The sequence below is a fragment of the Flavobacterium aestuarii genome (assembly GCF_040049115.1).
GTDB classification, from domain to species: domain Bacteria; phylum Bacteroidota; class Bacteroidia; order Flavobacteriales; family Flavobacteriaceae; genus Flavobacterium; species Flavobacterium aestuarii.
The window spans coordinates 187485-211095 of the sequence record NZ_JBDLZZ010000007.1 but is presented as its reverse complement, the minus strand read 5'-3'; the positions used below and the strand labels follow the sequence as shown (position 1 = coordinate 211095).

The following is a 23611-nucleotide window of genomic DNA, read 5'->3' as shown; positions in this document are numbered from 1 at the left end:
CCCCAACAGATCGGCACGCATTGGATCGGTAGATCAGTTCCGGCGAAAAGCCCCTGCAGATCGGTTCCCGTTGGATCAGTAGATCAGTTCCGGCGAAAAGCCCCAGTAGATCGGTTCCCATTGGATCAGTAGATCAGTTCCGGCGAAAAGCCCCAGCAGATCGGTTCCCATTGGATCGGTAGATCAGTTCCGGCGAAAAGCCCCAGCAGATCGGCACGCATTGGATCGGTAGATCAGTTCCGGCGAAAAGCACCAACAGATCGGCACGCATTGGATCACTGGATCAGTCCCAACGAATAGCTCCGTATATCGGTTAATTTTTCTTTTTTTATGTTTCTTTAATAGAATTTCTTTTATTCCTATTGTAAGTTTTAGACAAATGATTAAAGTACTTAATAGATCGTTGATAACGTTTAATGTTTCCATATTTTAAATTTTTGGGCAAGGTTTAAAACGCCTTAAAAATAAAATAGGACACCTTTTTTTGACTTTTTTAAAAGATCTAAAAACATTAAAAAAAGCCTCATATTTCTACCCGTTTTCTACCACCACTTAATTCTATATAAATAAACTATTGATTATTAGTGCTTTGTGTTGATTGTTTCAAGTCCTATACAGACTATTTCAACTAAAATCTAAACAAAAACAATATCCTTTACCTGTATTTCATCCCTTAAAATTTTGCCATTTTCGGTAAGGTCTAAAACTTTTAATTTTTTGCCCTCGCTTTCTGCTTTTTCAAGCAAATCAAATATTTCATCACCAATGTGAAACATTATTGTTTGCAATAGTTGGGCGTATTCATCGGTTTTACTCCCTGTGTAATCTCTTTTTTGTGTGTAGCTGTAAAATAGTTCTTTTCCTTTCATTGGTTTTGTTTTTTTGCCTCATATTCTGCCAATAATTTAGTTACTGGAGTACAAAGAATCTCGTATAAAGTTGTGCGTGAAATTGGGTAAATTGGACAAATGTAAAGTTCCAGTATTTTTGTGGTTGGTGTATAGGGATGTTCTTGTACTGATTTTTGGTACAGTTCTTTAATAAGCTTGTATCTTTTCAGTTTGTTTATCTGAACACCGTTAATTTGATTTTGGTTTTTCATTTTAAATTTTAGTTTGCTTTAAAAACTTATTAAAGGTTTCTTTTATACTTGGTTTTCTCAAAGGTATTTTGACTTTTAACCCCATTTCATCAACTGACTTTTGCAAGTCCCTTAATTTTTGTGTTTTCGTTGGTGGTGGTTTTAAAAAGTCCTTAATCTCTAATATTCCATTTTCAAAATCCAGTAAACATTCTCTAACCAATAAATTCAAATATTTATTGATTGCATTTTTGCCGTTGGTGGCTGTATAGCCGAATTTGTCAAAAACCGTTTTTTGATTATTTGATAAAATAAAGTAATCTGTTTTTAGGTACTCAATAAACAAATCAAAATCAATGCCTTTGTAGTTTAAGTTAAAACCTCGCATTTTAACAATTTCATACAAATAGTATTTAGTCATCAAACTTTTTTTGTTTAGGGTTTTATCCACTTCAAAGTATAACCTTATGCACTTTATTAAGTCGGTGGCAACTGGTGGCGGTTGTTTTATAGTGCTTGTGTACTCTAAATTTTCAAAGGAAAAATCTTTGTCATTGCCATTTTTAAAGCTTATTTGACCGCTACGGATCGGAATTTTACAAAATGTTTCCAAAATTATCTTTGCTATGTTGTAAGTCTTACAGTTTATAGTGATTTTGCCCTTTGTAATAGCCAAATTCCTTTTTGAAATGGAATTAAAGCAAAGTCCCGTATTTGTGATATACAAACCGCTTATTTTAGTTTTTCTAAAGCCTTGCTTTTGAAGTTCACGTATTGAAAAGCCTTTTTTAATAGGTCGATTGGGCTTTGATTCGCTTTTGGCTGTATTTGATTGGCTAAAATCGATTAACTTTTGCAAATCGTACATTTTGCCGTTAAACCTTACTTTGCCGTTTGCTGTGGCTGTAATTTCACGTTTTGCGGACTTATGCCACGCTTTGCCGTCAACTGTCAAAAGTAATCCTTTGATGGCTGTTTTTTTAAATTCTTTATTTGTCGGTTTCATTTCGGACTGTTTTTAAATATCGTGAAATTGTACTTTGATGTTTTCCCAGCGTTACGGCAATTTCTTTGTAACTCATTCCCGAATTAAACAACTCATTTGCTTTTGTTTTTATTGGGATTATTTCCCTTTGGCTTTTCCAGTTTTCGGCTATATACCATTTTTCAACCGTTCTAAATGGTGTATCCGTTATTTTTCCAACTTCTACCAATGACAAGCCAATCAAATAGTATTTTTTTGCTTTGGCTTTTTCATCCAGTGTATAAGAGTTTCTTTGTTTTGGTTCGGGAAGCTTTTTTTTAGTTTTTCTCATTATGGGTGGTTTTGAAATTTTCTGAAATAGGGTAGTAGTAAAATGGTAGTAAAATACATTTTGGGATTTAAAATTTCGCTGTTTTTGCTAAGGGTGGTTTTTGCTCTTTTTTGCTTTCATTTTAGCCGAATTATTTTTTAGATGCCCCAGTAAAAAATTATCAGTTCGGGTGTACTTCACTTTGTTAATCCGACCTTTTTTAAATGCAAATACTCCTTTTTAGGGCTTGGATTTTTCATTATTGGGTATGATTTTGGGTTTATTACTCTAATAAGGGTGTTTTTTGAATGATTCCGTTTGAATGGTTCTTTTTAAGGCTTATTTCGACCTTTTTTTGTTATTATCTATAATCTTTTAATAGTTACACTTGTGTATTGTCTTAAACCATTATATAAACTCAATAATGATGGGGCTTGCTTCCTAAAGGAAGTTTAAGACAAGCTTCCATAAAAAAATAATGGGACTTTACGTGTGCCATTTGTTTTGTTATTTTTATCAATAAATATCATTATATATTCATTTTTGATTTAAGTTCCTGACTATTAGTTTTTTACACGAGTTACAAAAGTGTAACTTTTTGTAAAAGGGCTATTCAATCCTTTTATATTATCAATAAATATCAATTCATTTTTAATTTTAAGCTAACTAACTGTTTTTCAAAATCATAAGCATCTTTCCAAAACGGTACTATTTTACTGCTTTTAATGTCAAATTCGTGTCGTATTGCTTCCCAATTCTCTATAAATTCCCTGACTGAATAGAATTGTCGTTTTGTGAGTACGTTGTTTTCAAATTGGCTTTTGTATTGCTTTAAAACCTCGTTTTTACCATTGTATATAATATTACGTATCAAATCTATTTTGCTCCGCTGTGTGCCTTTTGGTGCATCTATATCATTATAAAAATTAAGTTTGTCCCACTGATTGAAAAACTCATTTTGTAGGATCACTAAATTAGCATCAGAAATAAAGTCAGTCAGTAATGTTTTTTCAACTCTCCTGTGTACCGTTTCAATTCTTAGTATATGGTGTGGAAAATCCCTTTCTTTCTGTCTGTTGTCTTTCATTTCAAATATTTTATCATACATTTTAAAGTGTATTCTAAAATCTCGGTGCGTTCCTGTAGTTATTTGCCGATCATCTTTAAATTTTGGCTCAACTAGAAATATTTTTTCCATTTTTCCAATACTATGCACTTTCTCTAAAATCATTTTCACATCAAAACTGAATTTTAAGTTTAGCCCTATTTCAAAAAAGGTTATTTCTACTTTGTCGGGGTTCATTCCAGTGTTTAAGATCAGTTTTTCAAACGTGGCTTTTACATCGTTCATCGTGAAGCTGTCAAAATTTGTTAAACGGCCACTCTCTAAATAGGAAAAGTATTTGTGTAAACTTCCCGTTATTTTTAATCTATTGCTTGAATCAATCTTTATAAACAAACCCCCAGTAAAATTTTTGGTAGTTCGGTTATCATAATAGATTAAGCCGTTTAGTGAATTAGACACTAAACGGCTGGCTTTTATAACACTCTTTTTCTCAATCTCTGATAAAGTCCGCTTTACCATTGTTATATTGTCGATCATTTTATATATTTGCGGAGTGCTAAAATTTAATATTAGCGTGTTTGGTTTTAGCTACAGTATAGAAACCCCTTACGAGGGGTTTTTTTATGCCCTGCTTTGAATAAAATAATCTATGTCCGCACGCTTGATTATTACTTTGCTATACTTTTCCGCTTTCATTTTGGTAACATTAAAAAAGCCTTTATCAATGTAGCTTTGCAGTGTGTTCCTACTGCATTTTAGCATTTCCATTGCTTCTTTTGGACTTAAAAACTCTTTTTGTCCTTGGTTCTTTATGTCTAGTAAACTTTTGGCAATACTTCCCATTTGGCTTTTAAGCTCTTGCCATTCTGTCAATGGTACTGTGATAACTGCTATTCCGCTTTCCATATAATGATTTTTAGAGTTTATTTAAAGGATTGTATTGCTTTGGCATTTACTACAAAACCGTTGTCCGATTTTTTTATTAGATCATCTAATTCAGTATTCAAACTTATCTTTTGCCCGTCCAGTTCGTTAATTTCATTAATCAGTTTGGTAATTCCCTGTAGTTTTTCATAAGCCTGTTTTTGGTTTTCGTTTTCAATAAACAATGAAAATCGAGTGTTAATGTGTTCTAAATGTTCGGGGGTTACAACTACCAAATTTTCAATAATCTTGAAACAGCCAACGTGCCAAATATGAAACTCCCTAGTGCCTTTGTCTTGTAAATCTTTTTCAATGCTTTGAATAAGTTCGATTGTTCCCGCTGGCTTTTCAATTAAGTCAAAAAGCTTTTCTTTGTTCAGTTTTAAATTTCCGACTTGCATATTTTCGCCAGCGGTGAGTTTTTCGGTTATGTAGGCTTTTGGATTTTCAAACATACCTGCCAAATCGTTTTCGTCTAAACTTATTCCCAGTGCAATGACTTTGTTAACATAGTTTTGGAAATACTCCTTTTTGGCTTGTAACTGGTGTAATTCGCTATTAATTGCACCCTCGTTTTTTTCTATCAATATTTTTTTAAAAGTCATAATTTTTATTTTTTATAGTTAGTTTTTTAGGAATCAGTGTTTTTGTCTAGGTAATCAAAGAAGTAATCAATTCTTTCTTTGTCTGTAAAATCGGCTTGCAATTTGTTGTCTATTTCATCAATAACCCTTGAAAGGAATAATTGCATATTTGACTGTACACGCTCCCAAAAGTCTTTTGTTTTGGCTAGATTAGCATCCATTTTCCTTTTTCCTAAAATTTCAAAAACCTTTTGAACGGTTAAGGCTTTAAAGTCTTCTTGATTGGTTTTAAACGCATCAATCATATCTTGATTAAAGTCGTTTAGCATTGCTTCAATGTCTTCTATTTGCATAATTCTATAGTATTTAATTTGTTTTTTGATTGATAGGTTAATACTGTTTTTCCAAACAGTTTAACTCTTATTTGTTTGCCTGTAAAGTCCATATTTTCGTTATGGATCAATACCTTTTCAGTTTTAAATATTGCTTTCATTGTTAATTGAATTTATTGTTATTCGGTTTAAACTCCTGCTTATGATATTTAGCAATCTCATTTAATCCTTTTTCTTTGATACTGCAAAAGGTGTGTTGTGTTGATTTTATATTATTATAAAATCGGGATTGGCGTTCTAAAGCGGTACTTATCCCTATTGCCATTTCTTCGAAGTTTATTTCACAACTATTAAATATTGTAATGACTTGTGTTTTTTTACCGTTGATTAGTTCTATGTCTGTAACAATGGTATGTTTAAAATTGATTTGCGGTAGTGCTATATCTGTACTCATTTTTATAGATTTTCAATTTTTAAAAATTCGTTTTTGTCATTTTCTGCTTTGATTAGTAAACTATCCAAAAACTCCATTTCTTTACGTGGAAGCATCTTTTTTGCAATTTCAGCCAGCCCCGCACAAGTGCCTAAATCTTGTTTGTTTCCTTGATAGCCAATGACTTCGATAGCATCTAAAATTGTTACTAAATCATGTGTTATGTCAACGTAATTCACATAAGTAATTTTTTGGATAACTGGGCTGTTTGAATACTCGCTAAACTCTAAATGTTCGCTGATTTCCTTTAATGCTTTCGGATTGTATTCTGTAATCGGTAATGTTTTCATTTTTGCGTATTTGGTTTTTAATTATTGTTTTACGGTGTGTGGTTTATGGCTGTCTATTGGGGTGTTATTCCATAAATCAGCTTTATGTTTTGCGCTTAAGATTGCGTTTTCAAATTCACATTCGCTGGAGTAATTGCCAGCAATTTTATTGCAGATTTGAGTTTCAAAACGTTCCAAATTAGATTTGGCGTTTTGTAGTTCTAATTCTTTGTTTTGAACTTCAAATGTCAAAGCATTTGCCAACTTTCCCAGCCTTTTTGTGGCGTGGGTTCGGTTTTCTAAAAAATCACTCCAGTGTTTCATTAGCGTATTTGGTTAAAGTATAATTGGTTCGTTTGGATTATTGTCAACTTTGGGTTTTTCAAGAACTAATAAACTGTATGAAAAATCGCTGATTAGTTTTAACTCATAAGCTTGTACATTTTCTCCTTTAGTGAATGGGAAACTATAATCCTCAACAACTACTTTCGTTATTCCTAATAATTCCAAAGGATGGCAGTACACATATATTTCTTTTGAGTGCTTCAAAAAATTAAACAGCTCAATAAAATGTTCTTTTGGAAAACAATCTTCGGGCTTTCCCTGCATGATACTTCCAATCAAAACACCCGTTACAGTGATGTCAAAGTCTTTCCTACTCCAACTCTCTTTTATTGTCCCTGTTAGTTTATTCCCTTGTTTGGACACATTTCGTTTAACTATGCTATTCCCTGATGTAATATTTATCATTGGTTCAAAAGGGAAAGTCCATTTAGTACCGTTTTCGGTAAAAGAAAAGGAAAGAGGAAAGTATTGTTTCTTTTCGTCTATTCTATCAACGGGCTGGTTTGTGTTTAAATATGGAATACTGGGCAATCCTTTTTGTATTAAATCATCTTGAACAAAACCTAATCTTTCAACGGTTTTGAATGCTCTTGCGCCCATTAGACTTGCAAATAATATATCTTGATTTGTCATAGTGTTTAAATACTGTTTAAACGGTTTTTAAATAATTAGCCTCTTTGTCTTCTTGGTGCGGAAACACTTTGACGACTTCCTTTTTGTACAGCATTTTTAAATTTTGTAAATGAGGTCTTTTTGTTCTTTGCTTTATGTTTTTGCTTCATTTTGATGTGTAAATAATGATTGTTGTGTGTACTTTAAAGGCTCTATTTTCTGTAAAAGCAGTATTGTGATTTGCTGTTTTTTGAAATCTATATTTTTGCTTTTATACATTTTTTGTAGCATTTCCACCGTTTCGGCTTTGCTGTAACCAGTATCCAAATAACACACGTAATCGTTTAGTTTTTCTAAATAGGTTTTTATAACTCCCAGTACAACGACTTGACCCTTGTATTTGCGCTGTAGGTAAATTTCAAATTGATTGTCTTTGTAATGTTTTCTAGGATTGTAAACCCTGATAGTCGAAAAACATTTGCAATCGAGTTTGTTATTCCAATTGGTTGTAAACTCTAACCGTTCCATTGCTTCAATGGTTATGCGCTTGCAACGGCTTGGAGTTCCTGCATTGCGCTGGTTTTGGCTTCCTTGTACTCTTTTAAGTATTGAGCCGTTACACGCATTAGTTTTAAGTCTTCCTTTGTTTCATTTCCTGCTAAAAAACTTTGCACTGTAGCATAATGTACACCACTTAATTTTGCAATATCTCTTAACGCTCCAAATGGTAATTGGTTTTTGATTTCTTGAATGTTCATTTTGTGTCGTTTTAAAAGTTTGGTAATTACAAAACATTTTTTGTAAAAAAAATTCTTTCTGTTTATTTATGCAAACATATTGAAAATGTTTTGTAAGTACCAAACTTTTTTGATAAAAAAAACCAACGTTTAGTTGGCTTCTCTTATATTTTTATTTATGTGATTGTATATCAGTGTTTTGCATATATAATCAATTTCGTTACTTGTTACTGGATAATTTTGTTTTTTATTTGATTTAACCAATTTTTTTAAATCATAATTAATAAAGAAATCAATAAATCTATTTGGTTTATTAAATTCCGTTAGTATCAAACTAATTACATACCAAACTTTTAATGTTTCCTTATGTATATATGTTTCAAGATTAAAACCCGTTATTTTTCTTATATAATATAGATTTGTTAGCAAAGTATTTTGTTTATTAAAAACACCATAAAATTGATTTTGATAAAATTTGGCTTCACTGCCAAATTCACTGTAAATACTATTAAAATCGTTATTGTTTTTCTCAATTAGGTCTAAATCGTTTCCGCAGTTATAATCAAATTTAATCCATCCTAAATATAAAAGACTGGTATTTAAATCTTCAAAATAATTTTTTATTTTTAGTATTAGATCATTGTCAAAAATCTCAATATCAGGATTTTTATTTATAATATCCTGCAAAGCTATTTTTAGCTGATCTAATTCATTAACTACTTTTTGATCAAAATCACTTGGGTTTTCTTCTAGATTTTGCAAGACTTCTTTTGACAGATATAATCCCGTAAAACTTTTTACATTAGTTGTTTTTCGCTTGTATGTTATTCTGTAATATAGGGGGTAACGTAATTTATTATCTAAAAATTTATAGTCTGGTTTTACTTTTGTTTCTAAATATCTTTTTACAGTAATTTTACTTTGTTTACTCATTCGGTTTAGCGTATTTGGTTTATTTGTATTGCAAATAAACGAAAACAGGAATATATTTTATTCTTTATGAATATTTATTATTCAAAAAAAAGTAAAATTTAGCATAAAAAAACCGCTCCATTTGGAGCGGTACAAAAAAAAGAATGTTTTATAAAGGAAAAGAAATATTATCTAATCCCCATTGCCATTGCTGGTAAAGTTCGGGAATTAAACGCCTGTATTTCTTTGCCGTTGTTTCATCGTTGCGGAACTCATACAAAAGAACAATATCCAGTATACTGTGTTCTACCGAAAACATCCAGTGAGATAAATACTCATCTTTAGTCATTCCATCGGTTAAATCAATGATTTCTGCTATTGTTGGATTATGCTCGTAAATAGTTTTCATAGTAGTAAATGTAATATTTAAAAGTTTACGGCTGTCAATTCCTTTTCTATGGTATTGTCCATTATATGCCCGTAAATTTGGGTAGTGGCCAGTTTCTTGTGTCCTAATACTTTTTGTACTGTGGTTACACTCACGCCCTTGTAAAGTAAATAGGTGGCCGTAGTGTGTCGGGCGGTGTGAAAGGTTATTGTTTTATTAATCCCTGCAAGCCCCGCTAATGTCTTTAAAGTCCTGTTTGCGTACTGGTTCGTTATTTGTTCAAAACAAAATACAGTGTTGAAACGGTTGTACTTGCTTATTATCTCCAGCGGTTTGCCGTTAAAAATGGTGTAGATCGGTATTCTCACGTTTTCGTCTGTCTTTTCCATTTTCTTAATCAGCCAAGTATTGCCCCCAATGGTCACCAGTTCCCTTTTTTGCATGCTCAAAACATCGCTAAAACGCAATCCTGTATAAACGCTGTACATAAATAAATCTTTTACGTACTGGTATTTTTGGTTTTCTCCAGTTAAGACTAAATCCTGCATTTGGTCTATTTCTTCGGGAGTTAAAAAAACTTTGTTGCTATCCTGCTGTTTTACCTTGAATTTTCTAAAAGGATATTGTTGCACTGTCATTAAATCCTTGTTTATTGCAAGGTTTACGTAAGTTTTCATATTTTTAAAATACTTCCAAATTGTATTTTGCATTAGCTTTTTGGGTGGAGCATCTTTGTAAGCGATTTTTATTTTACGCAAAAAAACATCAAAATCGTTTAATAGTTCAAAAGTAATGTCCTCAAAGTAAATTACTTTCTTGAACTCCTTTAGCCTTGCCAATGTGGTACGGTGATTTTTTTTGGTTGCCTCGGTTAAATTCATTTTCTCAATTTCCTGCTCCATAAATTCAGTAAATGAATTTACGGTATCGCCTTTGAAAAAATCCGTAAGCATTCCCAAATTAAAAGGCTTCCCAGCATTTATTTTGTCCAGTTCGAAGTTTTCAAAGTTCCTAATCGTTTCAGCAATTTGTTTGTTTAGTTTGATTGCGTTGGGATAATCGGTTTTGATTGTTCGGGTTTTGTTGTTCCAGTAGATCGGCTCAACATAAATTTGGGTAGAAAAATATTTGTTCTTACCGTTCAAATAGCACTCAATTTGTATGAGTGCTTTGCCTACTGTATTTAACTGTTTTTTGCGGTTAAATACAGGCGTGTAGCGTGTTTTATTCATAATATTAGCGTATTAGTTTACGCAAATGTATATAAACAATTTCAATAAATTGGGTAGAAATCGGGTAGAAAACTGGTAGAAAAAAGCTTGATATTTAATGATAATCTTTTTTATCAAAAAATCGTAAACCCCCGTAAAATAAGGGATTTAAACAAAAAAACCGCACTAAATTAGTGCGGTTTGTGGTCCCACCTGGGCTCGAACCAGGGACCACCTGATTATGAGTCAGGTGCTCTAACCAGCTGAGCTATAGGACCGGTTAAGAGTTTGCAATATTACTACATTTATTTTATTGTTACAAGTATTTTTTGGGTAGATTTTTGAATAGTTACGATAATTTTACGAACCAGTTTTTAAAATATCTGATTATGAATAGACTAAAATTATTTTATTTCCTGACATAATTCAATTAAAACTCCATTTGTTGCTTTTGGGTGTAAAAAAACAACTAATTTATTGTCGGCACCTTTTTTTGGAGTCTCATTCAGAATGATGAATCCTTCGGATTTGAGGCGGTCGATTTCGGAAAAAATGTTCTCAACATCAAATGCAATGTGATGAATCCCTTCGCCTTTTTTTTCTAAAAATCTGGCGATGGGGCTTTCGGGATTGGTTGCTTCAAGGAGTTCTATTTTGTTGGGGCCGTTCATGAAGAAGGATGTTTTTACACCTTCGCTGGCGACTTCTTCATGTTTATAGGCGGGTGCGCCAAAGAGTTTTTTGAATAACAGATTAGATTCTTCCAGGTTTTTGACGGCAATGCCAATGTGTTCTATTTTTTTCATTACATATTCATTTTATCAATATTTGCAAAAATGCACATTCTCCCCTTTTTAGCCCCGATTACTTCGGCAGTTCGCTTCGCTCGTGCGTAGCGAAAATCCTCTCTGGCTGGTGTTCAGCCAGGGAGATTGCAGTGGAAAGCGGGAACCCATACCTGCCGAAAATGCCCCAATCATTCGCTCCTTAATCTGGCTTTGAAATCTTAAAACAAATATAAAAAACTTTAGGAGTTTATGACTTTATAAGGCAGTCTCTCAAAAAAATAGTATTTTTGCGCCATGGAAACAAATAGACAGAAAAAAATAGGCGGTGTTATCCAAAAAGATTTGGTTGATATCTTGCAAGGTGAAGTGAGAAAAAATGGAATTACCAATTTGATAATTTCAGTATCCAAAGTTACAGTGACTACAGATTTGTCTGTGGCTACAGTGTATTTAAGTATTTTTCCTCAGGAAAAAGCGAAAGAAACATTAGAAGGAATTAAAGCTAATTCGACTTTAATTAAGCATGATTTATCACAAAGAGTGCGTTTGCAATTGCGCAGGGTGCCTAATCTGGTTTTCTTTATTGATGATTCTTTAGATTATATTGAGAAGATTGATAATGCCTTGAAAAACCAAGAAAATCCGATAGAAAATAGAGATTTGTTGGATAAACGCAAGTTTCAATAAATTTGAATTTCCCTCTTTACATAGCCAAGCGGTATATTTTTAGCAAAAGTTCTAACAATGCTATCAATATTATTAATCGTATTGCAAGTATGGGAGTTATTGTGGGAGCCATGGCACTGTTTGTTGTGCTTTCGGTTTTTACTGGATTGCGAGAATTTAGTCTTTCGTTTACCAGTGACATTGACCCCGATCTTAAAGTAAGCAGTACAATTGGTAAATCTTTTTTTATTGTACCAAAACAAGAGAATGAAATTGCTGCAATTGAAGGCGTTGCATCATTTTCTAAAGTTATTGAAGAAAGAGTGTTATTTACTTTCAATGGCAAACAAGAAGTTACTTATCTAAAAGGCGTGGATTCTACTTTTAACGCCGTTAGCAATTTCAATAAAAAATTATTCAACGGACAATGGCTGAAACCAGAAACATATCAAGTGGTAGTAGGTTATGGAATTGCTCAAAAGTTTTCTATGGGCCTGCTGGATTATAATAATGCCTTTGAAGTTTTTGTGCCAAAGCCAGGAAAAGGGACAATTGAAAATCCAGAGCAGGCATTTAATTCGGCTGACGTTTTTCCAGTAGGAATTTATGCGATTAGTGAAGACTTAGATTCAAAGTATGTATTTGCTGATTTAGGATTGGCACAGGAATTATTAGAATATAAAACCAATCAGATTTCGAGCCTTGAAATAAAGTTAAAAAAGGATGCTGATGAAAGTGCTGTTATCGATAAACTTGAATCAATTTTTAAAAATAAAATTACCGTAAAGAATAAAGAACAGCTGAATGAGGCTTTATATAAAATGCTAAATACTGAAAATATTGCTGTTTATCTGATATTTACATTGGTTATAGTTGTAGCGCTTTTTAACTTGATTGGAGCACTTATCATGATGATTCTGGACAAAAAAGGAAACCTGAAAACCCTTTTTAATCTAGGAACAGACATTAAAGGCCTGCGTGGCATATTTTTGTTACAAGGTACTCTTATAAGCTTTTTTGGCGGGATTATTGGATTGTTATTGGGGGTTGTAGTTGTTTTGCTGCAGCAGCAATATGAACTTATAATGATAACTCCAACTTTGGCCTATCCAGTGATTTTTACTACGGAAAATGTTTTGATAGTTTTGGCAACTATTATTACACTTGGTTTTATTGCTTCACTTATTGCAAGCAGCAGGGTAAGCAAGAAGTTATTGGATTAAGTTTTTAACTCCAAAGTATATTTGTGGATTCTATACACTAAAAGATGTAACCAAACTTGAATTGGAAATTTACTTCTACTTCATTTTCATCATCCGTATAAGAAAGAGATTTGTCTAAAAAATTGTGTCTATAGCCAATTCCTCCTGAACATTCCGAATAAAAATGCTTACGGGTACTAGTTCTTCGGATGCCGTATTCAGGTACTATAGAAATGAAAGAAGGAGCATCAAAATCCTTAGTGTTTACAAGAGCCATTCCGGCAGGAACAAAAGTGGTCAGTAACGAAAAATAATTTGAGCCATTGTTAATAGTATTTTTCCCCAAACGATTACGGCGGTCCAATCCATAATACCAGCGGGGCTCAATATTAATGTATGGTACTATTAAAAAAGATGATTCTTTTTTACCATCAGGATAAGTCTGGGTAGAAGATCCGGTTGATAGTCCAAGTTCGCTTCTTAATGTTATTTTTCGGTCTAATCGTATTTCATTCTGAAAACTCAGACTAAATAATCCAGCCTGTACACTATTCAAATTTTTCTCAACCGATACTTTTTCTGCTTCTTGTGCTTTTGCGATGAAACTGATTAAAACGAAACCTAGAACTATAATTTTTTTCATTAACTTTTTTCTGCAAAAGTAATTTTTATTTTACAAAAAGAAAATAATAATTAAACAACTTCATAACTTGCATAAGCCTCCTTAATATCATTCAAATGAGAGAATATTTCTTCTGGACGATCGAGAGTTACTAGTTTTTGCCTGAAGGTTTTGAACGAATGGATTCCCTTGAAATAATTGGTGTAATGAGGACGGGTTTCTACAATTCCAAGTCTTTCGCCTTTCCATTGCATTGCCCAAGTAAGGTGATTTCGAACGGCTTCAACTCGGTCGGCAACGGTGGGTTTTGCTAAATGTTCGCCTGTTTTGAAGTAGTGTTTGATTTCGTTGAAAATCCAAGGATAACCAATAGCAGCGCGGCCGATCATTATTCCGTCGATTCCGTATTCGTTTTTATACTGTAATGCTTTTTCTGGAGAATCGATATCGCCGTTTCCGAAAATAGGCATCGTGATTCTAGGGTTGTTTTTTACGCGGGCAATGTGTGACCAGTCAGAATGGCCTTTGTACATCTGCGCACGTGTTCTGGCGTGGATGCTCAAAGCAGCCACACCAATATCCTGCAGACGTTCGGCAACTTCGTCAATATTTATCGAACTGTCATCCCAGCCCAAACGGGTTTTTACAGTTACCGGCAAATGCGTGCTGTCGATCACGGCTTTGGTCAGACGGATCATTAAATCTACGTCTTTTAAAACTCCGGCACCAGCACCTTTGCAGACTACTTTTTTTACAGGACAGCCAAAATTGATGTCGATTAAATCCGGGTTTACAGTGGAAACGATTTTGGATGACAGTGCCATAGCTTCTTCGTCTCCTCCGAAAATCTGGATTCCAACAGGTCTTTCGTAATCGAAAATGTCCAATTTCATTCGGCTTTTGATGGCGTCGCGAATTAATCCTTCAGATGAAATAAATTCGGAGTACATTAAATCGGCTCCATGCATTTTGCACAACCTGCGGAATGGCGGATCGCTCACGTCCTCCATAGGTGCTAAAAGTAATGGGAATTCGGGTAATTCTATGTTGCCAATCTTAATCATCGTCCTTGAAATTTTTTGCAAAATTACAACTTTTAAATAAATAGAAAATAGGTTAACTGATAATAGAAGGTTAAAAACCTGATTTTTAGTGCAGTTTGAAATAAATTAAGGAGTTTTTTTTTAAAACATATAAGTCATATAAGTTTTTTAAAAGCTATGACTGAAAACTATTTTCAAACCATAATAAGAAATCTAAGTTCATTTAAGATTGTAGGCTGAAAACTAAAACCTTATATGACTTATATGGTAAATAAATAGTTTCCTGTTTTGAAACTTTGAAACTGTTGAATTTAGAGTATATTTGCAGATTAATTGTCGCTTTATGGCATTGCGTGAGGGATAGTAGTGGAAATCCTTTTCCTTTTTTCTTTAAAAAGGAAAAGATTGCAACGGATAGCCCGACGGCTTTTTCTGCCGGCACGCCCAAAATACACATACAAACATTATGAAACATATTAGGAATTTTTGCATTATTGCACACATTGACCACGGAAAAAGTACATTGGCTGACCGATTATTGGGGGCAACCCAAACGGTAACGGCACGTGAAGAAAAGGCGCAGCTACTTGACAATATGGACTTGGAACGTGAGCGCGGGATTACAATCAAGAGTCACGCGATACAAATGGAATATAAATACAAAGGGGAAGATTATATCCTGAACCTGATTGATACTCCTGGTCACGTGGATTTCTCTTATGAGGTTTCGCGTTCGATTGCCGCTTGTGAGGGAGCATTATTGATTGTGGATGCTGCACAAAGTATTCAGGCACAAACGATTTCTAACTTATATTTGGCACTGGAAAATGACTTGGAAATTATTCCTGTTTTGAACAAAGTAGATTTACCGAGTGCCAATCCGGAGGAAGTAAGCGACGATATTATCGATTTGCTTGGCTGTAAATTGGAAGATATTATTCATGCTTCGGGGAAAACCGGTTTTGGTGTGGAGAATATTTTGGCCGCAATTATTGAAAAAGTTCCGGCTCCGAAAGGAAATAAAGAAGAACCGTTGCAGGCTTTGATTTTTGACTCGCATTATAATCCATTTCGAGGAATCGAAGTTATTTTCAGGGTTGTAAACGGTGAAATAAAGAAAGGCCAAAAAATTAAATTTATGGCTACCGGCAATGAATATTTTGCCGATGAAGTAGGGACATTGAAATTAAATCAAGTTCCTAAAAGTGTGATTTCGACAGGAGATGTTGGGTATTTGATTTCCGGAATTAAGGAAGCCAAGGAGGTAAAAGTGGGTGACACGATTACCGATGCCAAAACGCCTACAACTAATATGATTACAGGTTTCGAGGACGTAAAACCGATGGTTTTCGCTGGAATTTACCCTGTAGATACCGAAGATTTTGAAGAGCTGAGAGCTTCGATGGAAAAACTGCAGCTGAATGATGCTTCGCTGGTGTTTACGGCTGAAAGTTCGGCGGCTTTAGGATTTGGTTTCCGATGCGGATTCTTGGGAATGCTGCACATGGAAATCATTCAGGAACGTTTGGAGCGCGAGTTCGATATGACTGTAATTACTACGGTTCCTAACGTTTCGTATTTGGCTTACACCAAAAAAGATCCTGAAACAGCGATTATCGTTAACAATCCATCCGATTTGCCGGAACCGTCAAAACTGGATCGTGTAGAGGAGCCTTTCATTAAAGCTACAATTATTACAAAATCTGATTTCGTTGGAAACGTAATGAGTTTGTGTATCGAAAAACGTGGTATTATCACCAATCAAACATATTTGACTACGGAACGTGTAGAATTGAATTTTGATATGCCATTGGCCGAAATTGTATTCGATTTTTATGACCGATTGAAAACGGTTTCCAAAGGTTATGCTTCGTTTGACTACTCTCCTATTGGAATGCGTGCTTCTAAATTGGTTAAACTTGATGTATTACTGAACGCTAATCAGGTTGATGCGCTTTCTGCTCTGATTCACGAGAGCAACGCTTACAACATTGGTAAAAAAATGACAGAGAAACTGCGTGAGTTGATTCCGAGACAGCAATTTGATATTCCGATTCAGGCTGCAATTGGAGCTAAAATTATTGCTCGTGAAACGATAAAAGCATTACGTAAAGACGTTACTGCCAAATGTTACGGAGGGGATATTTCGCGTAAACGTAAACTTCTTGAAAAACAGAAAAAAGGTAAAAAACGTATGCGTCAGGTAGGAAATGTCGAAATTCCGCAAGAGGCGTTTATGGCGGTATTGAAGTTGAATGATTAGATTTTTTTTAGAGAAAAGAATATAGAAAATAGAATATAGAGAAACCTGATGATGTGAAAATTGTCAGGTTTTTTTGTTTAAGTTTGAGAAAGAAAAATTTTGAATATGAAAAAAATTAGTGGAGAAGAGTTTATCAAAATTTTATATTCTAATAATGATACGAGCATATCTGATTGTGTTATTGAATATAGCGAATTATCTATTGACTTTAAAAAAGTTAAAACTAATAAAACTATATTTTTTCAAGAGATAACCTTTTCAGGACAGCAATTAAATTTTTACAACAAAACTAAAAAGCATAAAACAATAATTCAAATTGAAAACTGTATTTTCAATACTAATATCCATATAAATGGTAATTTTGAAAAAATATTATTCGAAACAAATAATTTCAATTTTGATAAATTTGAAATTATTGATTCTAAAATTAGAGTTTTGAATTTTGTTAATCATAGTGACCCTAGTATTGAAAAACGTAAAAAAAACATTTTCTCCAAAGGGAATTTTAAAATTTATAAATGTGATTTTGAATCTGAATTTTGGCTTAAAAATGTTCAATTTATGGAAACAACTACAATTGACATTAGTAGCGTTAATTTTTATGGAACTTGTTCGTTTTTGTTTACTTCTTTAAATCAAATAAAATTTTATTATTGTTCCTTTTTTAAAGAATTCAGATTTGACTGTAATTACAAATCATTGTGGTTTAATGGATGTAGTTTTCTAGATAAAATAAACTTTTCGAATTTATATACTTCAAATTCAAATACTTCTTTTTTATGGTTTGATGACTGTTCTTGTCGAAAAATTGCATCTTTCCAGAATTATTATGTACATAAATTAAGACTTGAAAATGTAACTTTTGAAAACATTGTTTCATTTCAAAATTCATTGTTTGAAATCATAGAAATTAAGGATTCTGTTTTTGAAAAGAAAACTTCCTTTGAAAATCTCAGAACAAACTATTTCAAAATCCACCAAGTCACTTTTGCTGAAGTAGCCTATTTTGATGATTTGAATAAGGAGAATGAGAACGCCATTGAAAATTGGGACAGAAAAACCTTAAGGACCATAAAACGAGAACTGGTTAACACACATAATCAAATAGATTATTTACGTTTTAAAGCTTACGAATTAAATGCTTATAAAAAAGAGGTTAATCAAAATAAATCAAACTGGAGAGACTCACTGATTCTTTATTTTAACAAGGATTCTAATAATTTTGGTTTAGATTGGACTAAAGGTCTTCAATTTATAATTAAATGGGGGTTTTTGTTTTATTTCTTATATTTATTAGTCTATATGCTTCAAGCAAAAAATAAATGTTTAATTCCAAAACAAGCGGATTTTTACATTAATTATTTGAAATTTTTAAACCCTTTTTCATTTTTAAAATCTCCTATTGATGATGCTGAAAATTATTTTTTGCCATTCTTATTTTTTGTACTAGGTAAAATATTCGTTTCCTATGGGATTTACCAAACCGTTCAAGCTTTTAGAAAATTTGGAGTTAATGGAGGATAAAACTTAGTAACTTAGTCCCTTCTTAACAAAGAAACTTAAAAAAAAAATGCTCGACGAAACCCCAAAACGATTTGACCGTATAGTTGCTATTCTGATTCAATTGCAGTCCAAAAAAATTGTAAAAGCACAGGAATTAGCCGATCGTTTTGAAGTTAGTCTGCGAACCATTTATCGGGATATCCGCACTTTAGAAGCTTCGGGAGTTCCTATTTACAGTGAAGCGGGAGTTGGGTATGCTTTAATGGATGGCTACCGATTGCCACCTGTAATGTTTACTCGTGAGGAAGCGAGCAGTTTCATCGCAGCCGAAAAATTAATGCAGAAATTTACCGATGATGCTCTTGGGAATCATTATGCTTCGGCAATGTACAAGCTCAAAGCAGTGCTTCGAAGCGATGACAAAGACTGGGTTTCCAACATCGAATCGAATGTTTTGATGCAATCCTCCGAAAAGCTTTTTAATGACAAATCTCCAAATACATTAGCTACACTTTTTGAAAGTATTGCCGAAAAGACACAAGTTATTCTTTCGTACGAAGCTGTTCAATCGGACGGAATTACGGTTCGACATATAGAACCTGTTGGTGTTTTTCACGATAATAACAATTGGTACGTTTTGGGCTATTGCCATTTGCGCAGGGATTACAGGCAATTTCGTGCGGATCGTATTCACGAAATCAAAAAAACCGAACTCTGTTTTACCTTAGAACATAATGCATTAGAAACTTATCTGGATAAAGACAAAAACGTTTCGACTACCAAAGTTCGGATTCTTGTGGAGAAAAGAATAGCCAGTTATCTGGCAAGCGATCGGAAATATTACGGCTTTGTTTCGGAAAAGGAAATGGATGGCAAAATCGAAATGACTTTTATGTCTTGTGATTCGATGGAAGGGCTTTCACGCTGGTATCTGATGTTTGGCGATTATGCTACGATACTGGAACCTGAAAGTTTAAAAATCAAGATTCTAGAATTAATTGAAAGAAACAGATTGCGTCTTTTATAAAAAAGCTCCTAAAGTGAAAATCATTTTAGGAGCTTTTTTAGTTTTTATCTTTCCCAGAAAAAAGGAGGATCGATTCCTAATGCACGCAAGTACACATAACCCTGACCGCGATGATGTACTTCATTATCAATAAAATATAATATATTATGAATGATTGGGAATTCATATTGTCCAAACAGATTGAAGGTTTCGTTAAAATCTTCGATCGTTAATTTCTCCCAATTTTCATTGATTTCAGCGGTTGCTTCGTCCCATTTTTCAAGATATTGTGCTTTGAAAATTAATTTTCCTTCTTCTGGATTATAAGGCTTAATTTCTCTGTTTACAATTCCTTTTAATGCAGGTGCCCCAATAGCCAAAAGTTCGTCGGCTAATTTTGCAAAAGGTCTCATACCACCGATTGAAAATTCAAAAAAATCTTTTTCAGGGAATAATTCAATTACACGGCGCGTCAAGGCGCGGTGTCCTTGCCAGTGTTTCAATAAATCTTCAGGAGTGATCACTTGTGCTTCTAATGTTTTCATAATTTTAAAGTTTGATTTTTTACTTCTTCAAAATTATATACGGTCGGTGACAACAGTTTGTCAGCAGGTTTTTATTTTTTTAGAAAAAAAGATTTTGTCTTTTTATATCTGTATAAATACGTTGTAGAGACGTTGCAGTGCAACGTCTCTACGTGCAATGTTGTTTTATTTTTTAAATTTATTTATCCTTCAACCAATCGAATAATCGCAGCGCATCGGCACCTTTAAATAATTGGGTTCCTTCGTTCATCGTGGCAGCAGATCCACAGGCAACGCCCCAGCGGATTACTTCTTTCAGGTTTTTATTTTGCGAAAGCGCCCAGACCATTCCACCCACCATGCTGTCGCCGGCACCAACGGTACTTCTTTTGGCTACGTTTGGAGCGGGAACAAATTCATAACTGTCTTTCGTCACAAGGACTGCTCCTTGGGGACCGAGTGAAACGACCACAATTTCTGCTCCTCCTTTGGCGATGATTTGTTTGGCAGCTTCGTTTACTTCTTCCATTTCCAATCGCTCAACGCCAATTAATTTGGCAAGTTCTCCAACATTTGGTTTAATTAGATATGCTCCTGTTTCGAGTACTTTTTTTAAGGCTTCTCCAGATGTATCCACTATTAATTTTGCTCCAGACTGCTTGGCTATTTCGGCTATTTTTTGGTAAAAATCGAATGTCAATCCTTCACTTAAACTACCACTGACAACTATAAATTTTGATTTTAAACTGCTAACCGTATCAAGGAAAGACTGTTCTTCCTCATCGGTAATTTCGCCTCCGGTAAATCCAAATCGGTATTGTGAATTGGTATTCTCATCAACAGCGACAAAACTTTCTCTTGTCCAGGTTTGAGTGGGAATGGCTTTAAAATCAATCGATTCTTTGGCAACCAATTCTTCCAGCATTTTTCCTGATGATCCTCCAGAAGTGAAGATGGCCAGAGAGGTTCCTCCTAAACGTGAAATAGCTTTAGAAACATTGATTCCGCCTCCACCAGCATCAAAGCGTGGTTCTTCGCAACGGATTTTTTGTTCGGCAACTAATCCTTTAAAATGGGTGCTTTTGTCCAAAGCTGGATTAACAGTAAGCGTAATAATATCGTGTGTGTTCATTTTGTGATGTTTTGAATATTAAAGATGCGAAAAAAAATCATAAAAGGCCCTTCAATCTAGGCCGAATTTTTCTTCATATATTTGCAATCTCAAAATTTTGTAAAATCAACTATTAAGAATGAAATAATTCCTTCATTCGTTACAATATCATGATCGAAGATAAAAACCCACAGCGTACCAGTATAGCTCAACTAGGAGAATTTGGCTTAATAGACCATCTAACCAAAAATTTCGAAATTACCCAATCTTCCACTTTAAAAGGTATCGGAGATGATGCAGCAGTATTAGATTTTAAGGATAAAAAAGCAGTGATTTCTACAGATTTACTGATTGAAGGCGTGCATTTTGATTTGGCTTACGTACCCTTGAAGCATTTAGGATACAAATCGGTAGTAGTCAACGTATCTGACATTTGTGCGATGAATGCCAAACCTACACAAATTACAGTTTCTATTGCAGTGTCCAATCGTTTTCCATTGGAAGCATTAGAGGAATTATATGCAGGAATTGAACGGGCAGCGCGAGAGTACAAAATTGATGTAATAGGTGGCGATACTACTTCATCTCAAAAAGGATTGATTATTAGCATTACTGCATTTGGGGAAGCTGATGAAACTGAAATTGTGTACAGAAATGGAGCTAAACAAAATGATTTATTAGTTGTAACAGGTGATATTGGTGCTGCCTACATGGGACTGCAGGTGCTGGAAAGAGAAAAACAGGTTTTTCAAGTGAACCCGAATTCACAGCCTGATCTGGATGCTTATACGTATTTGATCGAACGGCAGTTAAAACCTGAAGCGCGTACCGATGTACGCACCTTACTACATGCATTAGAAATAAAACCGACGTCAATGATTGATATTTCGGATGGATTATCTTCCGAGATCATGCATTTATGCAAGCAATCTGGAGTGGGATGTAATTTGTATGAAGAGAAGCTGCCAATTGACCCTCAATTTATTTCAACTTGCGAAGAGTTTAATATTGACAGTACCACAGTTGCAATTAATGGAGGTGAGGATTATGAGCTGCTTTTTACCATTGCAATGGAAGATTTTGACAAAATAAAAGGAAATCCTAACTTTTCTATTATTGGACACATGACACAGGAAAGCGAAGGTGTGCATCTGGTTACTCGTGCTAACACTAAAATTGCATTAAAAGCAAGAGGATGGGATGCTATAAGCGAGTAGATTTCATTGTCGTTATTTCTTAAATAAAAAAATAGGATAAAAGAAAGTCCAGTCTGTAAAGACTGGACTTTTTTGTTAATAAAATGATTTTTTGTCAGAAAAAACATTTTATTGATTATTTTTTCTCTCAAACAATACCCATTAATGGGTATTGTTTGATAATCTTTTAAAAAATAAATTTGGGAATTATTTTTCAAATTACATTTTAAGCTTCATTTTTTTAGTATTTATCATCATTTTATGCAACAATGATAAAGAAAAAGTAATAAAAATAAGTACACTCAATTAATACCTCACTAAAAAAAATATTTCCAAAAAGGAGTAAGCCGAAAATCCTGATAAGAGTAGGCAAAACTAAAATTTCCCAAAAATGAAAAAAATCTACTTTTTATTTGCACTTGCAGTTACAGCATTTACTGCCAATGCCACAATCAGAACTGTAAATAATGGTTCCGTTGGTGCAGGACAATATACATCTGTACAAGTCGCTGTTGATGCCTCGGCTGTAGGCGATACAATTTACATTCATGGTTCCCAAACCAGTTATGGTGATGTTACTTTAAATAAACGTTTAGTACTTATGGGAGCTGGGCATCATGTTACTGGTACTCAGTTTAATTTTCCAACATTGTTAAGTAATATCTTTCTTAGTCAAGGAAATTCTACTACTTTGCCAACCGGCAGTACTATAAAAGGAATCAATTTTAGTGCAATATATGGATCCGGAGGATCATTAGCTGTCAACAATATTACACTTGAACGAAATTATATCTCAAATGTATACACTTTAGGAACTGGTTGGATTGTCCGAAATAATTTCATATCAGGTATCTCAGTTGGTAATTTTAAAAATACTATTATTAGCAATAACATCATTTCTGCAATGAGTAGTTCAGATAAACCTAGTGTAATTATAACCAATAATATTTTTTTGAATTTTGGATATATTGATAGTGTAAGTTACGCTACTATTACCAACAACATCTTCATCGAGCCTGCACCAGCTGGATATTATCGTGGTGGACAAAATACCTGGAACAAAAATATCTTTATCTATGCCGATCCAGCCAATTATAAAACTTTTCCTCTTTCTGGAAATACAGGTGTAGGTAATCTAAATACAGTAGATGCTCAGTTTACAACAACAATACCTTTGAATATAACTCTTGAAGAAGCTACAAAACATGATTGGGCTTTATTAGCAACTTCAGTAGGATTTAAATATGGAACTGACGGTACAGATGTTGGTATTCATGGTGGAAGTTATCCATCTCCTAACTCAAGCGGAGCTACAAACATACCACAAATAACAAGTATGGATCTTCAAAACTCTGTACTGCCACAAAACGGGACTTTAAATATAGAATTTAAGGCTAAAGGCCAACAATAAGAAAGATTTTCAAATCATTTCTGAATT

The 23611-nt window shown here is 33.8% G+C and carries 29 protein-coding genes and 1 tRNA gene; 7 read left to right on the top strand and 23 right to left on the bottom strand.

Features of this window, described 5'->3' with window-relative positions; genetic code table 11:
- Positions 1–635: 635 nt before the first annotated feature.
- The 19 genes from ABEG11_RS09985 to mce form a co-directional block, all read right to left on the bottom strand.
- The gene (locus ABEG11_RS09985) at positions 636–869 is read right to left on the bottom strand and encodes a hypothetical protein (RefSeq protein WP_348824024.1); all 234 of its coding nucleotides are present in this window, start codon (positions 867–869) and stop codon (positions 636–638) included.
- Entirely contained in the window at positions 866–1102 is a 237-nt protein-coding gene (locus ABEG11_RS09980; protein WP_348824023.1) for a hypothetical protein, read from the bottom strand. Before ABEG11_RS09980 ends, ABEG11_RS09985 begins: the two co-directional genes overlap by 4 nt.
- 1 nt (position 1103) lies before the next feature.
- A complete protein-coding gene (locus tag ABEG11_RS09975; RefSeq protein WP_348824022.1) occupies positions 1104–2087 on the bottom strand; it encodes a hypothetical protein in 984 nt (327 codons plus the stop codon).
- Positions 2071–2397: a helix-turn-helix domain-containing protein gene (locus ABEG11_RS09970; RefSeq protein WP_348824021.1), complete on the bottom strand. Its 327-nt coding sequence runs from the start codon at positions 2395–2397 to the stop codon at positions 2071–2073. The genes ABEG11_RS09975 and ABEG11_RS09970 overlap by 17 nt, the downstream gene beginning before the upstream one ends.
- A gap of 619 nt (positions 2398–3016) precedes the next feature.
- Entirely contained in the window at positions 3017–3979 is a 963-nt protein-coding gene (locus tag ABEG11_RS09965) for a hypothetical protein (protein WP_348824020.1), read from the bottom strand.
- Positions 3980–4063: 84 nt separating this feature from the next.
- Positions 4064–4348, bottom strand: a complete 285-nt coding sequence (locus ABEG11_RS09960) for a helix-turn-helix domain-containing protein (protein WP_348824019.1) — start codon at positions 4346–4348, stop codon at positions 4064–4066.
- Positions 4349–4365: 17 nt separating this feature from the next.
- Positions 4366–4971, bottom strand: a complete 606-nt coding sequence (locus ABEG11_RS09955; protein WP_348824018.1) for a hypothetical protein — start codon at positions 4969–4971, stop codon at positions 4366–4368.
- A gap of 26 nt (positions 4972–4997) precedes the next feature.
- Positions 4998–5303: a hypothetical protein gene (locus ABEG11_RS09950; RefSeq protein ID WP_348824017.1), complete on the bottom strand. Its 306-nt coding sequence runs from the start codon at positions 5301–5303 to the stop codon at positions 4998–5000.
- A gap of 142 nt (positions 5304–5445) precedes the next feature.
- Positions 5446–5736 (bottom strand): hypothetical protein, encoded by a 291-nt coding sequence (locus ABEG11_RS09945; RefSeq protein ID WP_348824016.1) that lies wholly within the window; start codon positions 5734–5736, stop codon positions 5446–5448.
- Positions 5737–5738: 2 nt separating this feature from the next.
- Positions 5739–6065: a hypothetical protein gene (locus ABEG11_RS09940; protein ID WP_348824015.1), complete on the bottom strand. Its 327-nt coding sequence runs from the start codon at positions 6063–6065 to the stop codon at positions 5739–5741.
- Positions 6066–6086: 21 nt separating this feature from the next.
- The gene (locus ABEG11_RS09935; RefSeq protein ID WP_348824014.1) at positions 6087–6368 is read right to left on the bottom strand and encodes a hypothetical protein; all 282 of its coding nucleotides are present in this window, start codon (positions 6366–6368) and stop codon (positions 6087–6089) included.
- A gap of 12 nt (positions 6369–6380) precedes the next feature.
- Positions 6381–7022, bottom strand: coding sequence for a DUF6046 domain-containing protein (locus ABEG11_RS09930; protein WP_348824013.1), 642 nt, complete (start codon positions 7020–7022; stop codon positions 6381–6383).
- Positions 7023–7154: 132 nt separating this feature from the next.
- Positions 7155–7529, bottom strand: coding sequence for a hypothetical protein (locus ABEG11_RS09925; RefSeq protein ID WP_348824012.1), 375 nt, complete (start codon positions 7527–7529; stop codon positions 7155–7157).
- An 11-nt stretch (positions 7530–7540) separates the two neighbouring features.
- The gene (locus ABEG11_RS09920) at positions 7541–7759 is read right to left on the bottom strand and encodes a hypothetical protein (RefSeq protein WP_348824011.1); all 219 of its coding nucleotides are present in this window, start codon (positions 7757–7759) and stop codon (positions 7541–7543) included.
- A 129-nt stretch (positions 7760–7888) separates the two neighbouring features.
- Entirely contained in the window at positions 7889–8671 is a 783-nt protein-coding gene (locus ABEG11_RS09915) for a hypothetical protein (protein ID WP_348824010.1), read from the bottom strand.
- Between the two features lie 148 nt (positions 8672–8819).
- Entirely contained in the window at positions 8820–9059 is a 240-nt protein-coding gene (locus ABEG11_RS09910) for a hypothetical protein (RefSeq protein ID WP_348824009.1), read from the bottom strand.
- Between the two features lie 17 nt (positions 9060–9076).
- Entirely contained in the window at positions 9077–10270 is a 1194-nt protein-coding gene (locus ABEG11_RS09905) for a tyrosine-type recombinase/integrase (protein ID WP_348824008.1), read from the bottom strand.
- A gap of 183 nt (positions 10271–10453) precedes the next feature.
- A tRNA-Ile gene (locus tag ABEG11_RS09900) sits at positions 10454–10527 on the bottom strand.
- A 126-nt stretch (positions 10528–10653) separates the two neighbouring features.
- Positions 10654–11055 carry a methylmalonyl-CoA epimerase gene (gene mce / locus ABEG11_RS09895; protein WP_348824007.1) on the bottom strand — a complete coding sequence of 134 codons (402 nt, stop codon included), beginning with the start codon at positions 11053–11055 and terminating at the stop codon, positions 10654–10656.
- A 276-nt stretch (positions 11056–11331) separates the two neighbouring features.
- On the opposite strand from mce, the gene rbfA reads away from it, so the two are divergent.
- Positions 11332–11724: a 30S ribosome-binding factor RbfA gene (gene rbfA, locus ABEG11_RS09890; protein ID WP_348824006.1), complete on the top strand. Its 393-nt coding sequence runs from the start codon at positions 11332–11334 to the stop codon at positions 11722–11724.
- A 2-nt stretch (positions 11725–11726) separates the two neighbouring features.
- Complete coding sequence (locus tag ABEG11_RS09885; protein ID WP_348824005.1) at positions 11727–12926, top strand: ABC transporter permease; 1200 nt, start codon at positions 11727–11729, stop codon at positions 12924–12926.
- Positions 12927–12963: 37 nt separating this feature from the next.
- Here ABEG11_RS09885 and ABEG11_RS09880 read toward each other — a convergent pair whose 3' ends face one another.
- Entirely contained in the window at positions 12964–13548 is a 585-nt protein-coding gene (locus tag ABEG11_RS09880) for a hypothetical protein (protein ID WP_348824004.1), read from the bottom strand.
- Between the two features lie 50 nt (positions 13549–13598).
- Positions 13599–14591, bottom strand: coding sequence for a tRNA dihydrouridine synthase DusB (gene dusB / locus ABEG11_RS09875; protein WP_348824076.1), 993 nt, complete (start codon positions 14589–14591; stop codon positions 13599–13601).
- Between the two features lie 445 nt (positions 14592–15036).
- Here dusB and lepA point away from each other — a divergent pair, with 445 nt between their 5' ends.
- The 3 genes from lepA (at position 15037) to ABEG11_RS09860 (ending at position 19363) form a co-directional block, all read left to right on the top strand.
- The gene (gene lepA / locus ABEG11_RS09870; protein WP_348824003.1) at positions 15037–16833 is read left to right on the top strand and encodes a translation elongation factor 4; all 1797 of its coding nucleotides are present in this window, start codon (positions 15037–15039) and stop codon (positions 16831–16833) included.
- 105 nt (positions 16834–16938) lie between these two features.
- Positions 16939–18357, top strand: coding sequence for a hypothetical protein (locus ABEG11_RS09865; protein ID WP_348824002.1), 1419 nt, complete (start codon positions 16939–16941; stop codon positions 18355–18357).
- Positions 18358–18403: 46 nt separating this feature from the next.
- Positions 18404–19363 carry a helix-turn-helix transcriptional regulator gene (locus tag ABEG11_RS09860; protein ID WP_348824001.1) on the top strand — a complete coding sequence of 320 codons (960 nt, stop codon included), beginning with the start codon at positions 18404–18406 and terminating at the stop codon, positions 19361–19363.
- 44 nt (positions 19364–19407) lie between these two features.
- Here the strand turns inward: ABEG11_RS09860 and ABEG11_RS09855 are convergent, their stop codons facing one another.
- Together ABEG11_RS09855 and ABEG11_RS09850 are read right to left on the bottom strand one after the other, a co-directional pair.
- Complete coding sequence (locus ABEG11_RS09855) at positions 19408–19887, bottom strand: DinB family protein (protein WP_348824000.1); 480 nt, start codon at positions 19885–19887, stop codon at positions 19408–19410.
- A gap of 178 nt (positions 19888–20065) precedes the next feature.
- Positions 20066–20998, bottom strand: coding sequence for a 1-phosphofructokinase family hexose kinase (locus tag ABEG11_RS09850; RefSeq protein ID WP_348823999.1), 933 nt, complete (start codon positions 20996–20998; stop codon positions 20066–20068).
- A 149-nt stretch (positions 20999–21147) separates the two neighbouring features.
- On the opposite strand from ABEG11_RS09850, the gene thiL reads away from it, so the two are divergent.
- Both thiL and ABEG11_RS09840 read left to right on the top strand, forming a co-directional pair.
- A complete protein-coding gene (thiL, locus tag ABEG11_RS09845; RefSeq protein WP_348823998.1) occupies positions 21148–22194 on the top strand; it encodes a thiamine-phosphate kinase in 1047 nt (348 codons plus the stop codon).
- Between the two features lie 370 nt (positions 22195–22564).
- Positions 22565–23584 carry a right-handed parallel beta-helix repeat-containing protein gene (locus tag ABEG11_RS09840; RefSeq protein WP_348823997.1) on the top strand — a complete coding sequence of 340 codons (1020 nt, stop codon included), beginning with the start codon at positions 22565–22567 and terminating at the stop codon, positions 23582–23584.
- Positions 23585–23611: the final 27 nt, after the last annotated feature.

Bases quoted from the DNA above. Each gene is read 5' to 3' on its own strand.
- ABEG11_RS09960 (WP_348824019.1), bottom strand. From the start codon at position 4,348: ATGGAAAGCGGAATAGCAGTTATCACAGTACCATTGACAGAATGGCAA.
- ABEG11_RS09905 (WP_348824008.1), bottom strand. From the start codon at position 10,270: ATGAATAAAACACGCTACACGCCTGTATTTAACCGCAAAAAACAGTTA.
- ABEG11_RS09980 (WP_348824023.1), bottom strand. From the start codon at position 1,102: ATGAAAAACCAAAATCAAATTAACGGTGTTCAGATAAACAAACTGAAA.
- ABEG11_RS09840 (WP_348823997.1), top strand. From the start codon at position 22,565: ATGAAAAAAATCTACTTTTTATTTGCACTTGCAGTTACAGCATTTACT.
- ABEG11_RS09855 (WP_348824000.1), bottom strand. From the start codon at position 19,887: ATGAAAACATTAGAAGCACAAGTGATCACTCCTGAAGATTTATTGAAA.
- rbfA (WP_348824006.1), top strand. From the start codon at position 11,332: ATGGAAACAAATAGACAGAAAAAAATAGGCGGTGTTATCCAAAAAGAT.
- ABEG11_RS09945 (WP_348824016.1), bottom strand. From the start codon at position 5,736: ATGAGTACAGATATAGCACTACCGCAAATCAATTTTAAACATACCATT.
- ABEG11_RS09860 (WP_348824001.1), top strand. From the start codon at position 18,404: ATGCTCGACGAAACCCCAAAACGATTTGACCGTATAGTTGCTATTCTG.
- ABEG11_RS09910 (WP_348824009.1), bottom strand. From the start codon at position 9,059: ATGAAAACTATTTACGAGCATAATCCAACAATAGCAGAAATCATTGAT.
- lepA (WP_348824003.1), top strand. From the start codon at position 15,037: ATGAAACATATTAGGAATTTTTGCATTATTGCACACATTGACCACGGA.
- ABEG11_RS09880 (WP_348824004.1), bottom strand. From the start codon at position 13,548: ATGAAAAAAATTATAGTTCTAGGTTTCGTTTTAATCAGTTTCATCGCA.
- ABEG11_RS09850 (WP_348823999.1), bottom strand. From the start codon at position 20,998: ATGAACACACACGATATTATTACGCTTACTGTTAATCCAGCTTTGGAC.
- ABEG11_RS09940 (WP_348824015.1), bottom strand. From the start codon at position 6,065: ATGAAAACATTACCGATTACAGAATACAATCCGAAAGCATTAAAGGAA.
- ABEG11_RS09965 (WP_348824020.1), bottom strand. From the start codon at position 3,979: ATGATCGACAATATAACAATGGTAAAGCGGACTTTATCAGAGATTGAG.
- ABEG11_RS09920 (WP_348824011.1), bottom strand. From the start codon at position 7,759: ATGAACATTCAAGAAATCAAAAACCAATTACCATTTGGAGCGTTAAGA.
- ABEG11_RS09935 (WP_348824014.1), bottom strand. From the start codon at position 6,368: ATGAAACACTGGAGTGATTTTTTAGAAAACCGAACCCACGCCACAAAA.
- ABEG11_RS09915 (WP_348824010.1), bottom strand. From the start codon at position 8,671: ATGAGTAAACAAAGTAAAATTACTGTAAAAAGATATTTAGAAACAAAA.
- ABEG11_RS09975 (WP_348824022.1), bottom strand. From the start codon at position 2,087: ATGAAACCGACAAATAAAGAATTTAAAAAAACAGCCATCAAAGGATTA.
- ABEG11_RS09985 (WP_348824024.1), bottom strand. From the start codon at position 869: ATGAAAGGAAAAGAACTATTTTACAGCTACACACAAAAAAGAGATTAC.
- thiL (WP_348823998.1), top strand. From the start codon at position 21,148: ATGATCGAAGATAAAAACCCACAGCGTACCAGTATAGCTCAACTAGGA.
- ABEG11_RS09930 (WP_348824013.1), bottom strand. From the start codon at position 7,022: ATGACAAATCAAGATATATTATTTGCAAGTCTAATGGGCGCAAGAGCA.
- dusB (WP_348824076.1), bottom strand. From the start codon at position 14,591: ATGATTAAGATTGGCAACATAGAATTACCCGAATTCCCATTACTTTTA.
- ABEG11_RS09970 (WP_348824021.1), bottom strand. From the start codon at position 2,397: ATGAGAAAAACTAAAAAAAAGCTTCCCGAACCAAAACAAAGAAACTCT.
- ABEG11_RS09865 (WP_348824002.1), top strand. From the start codon at position 16,939: ATGAAAAAAATTAGTGGAGAAGAGTTTATCAAAATTTTATATTCTAAT.
- ABEG11_RS09925 (WP_348824012.1), bottom strand. From the start codon at position 7,529: ATGGAACGGTTAGAGTTTACAACCAATTGGAATAACAAACTCGATTGC.
- ABEG11_RS09955 (WP_348824018.1), bottom strand. From the start codon at position 4,971: ATGACTTTTAAAAAAATATTGATAGAAAAAAACGAGGGTGCAATTAAT.
- mce (WP_348824007.1), bottom strand. From the start codon at position 11,055: ATGAAAAAAATAGAACACATTGGCATTGCCGTCAAAAACCTGGAAGAA.
- ABEG11_RS09950 (WP_348824017.1), bottom strand. From the start codon at position 5,303: ATGCAAATAGAAGACATTGAAGCAATGCTAAACGACTTTAATCAAGAT.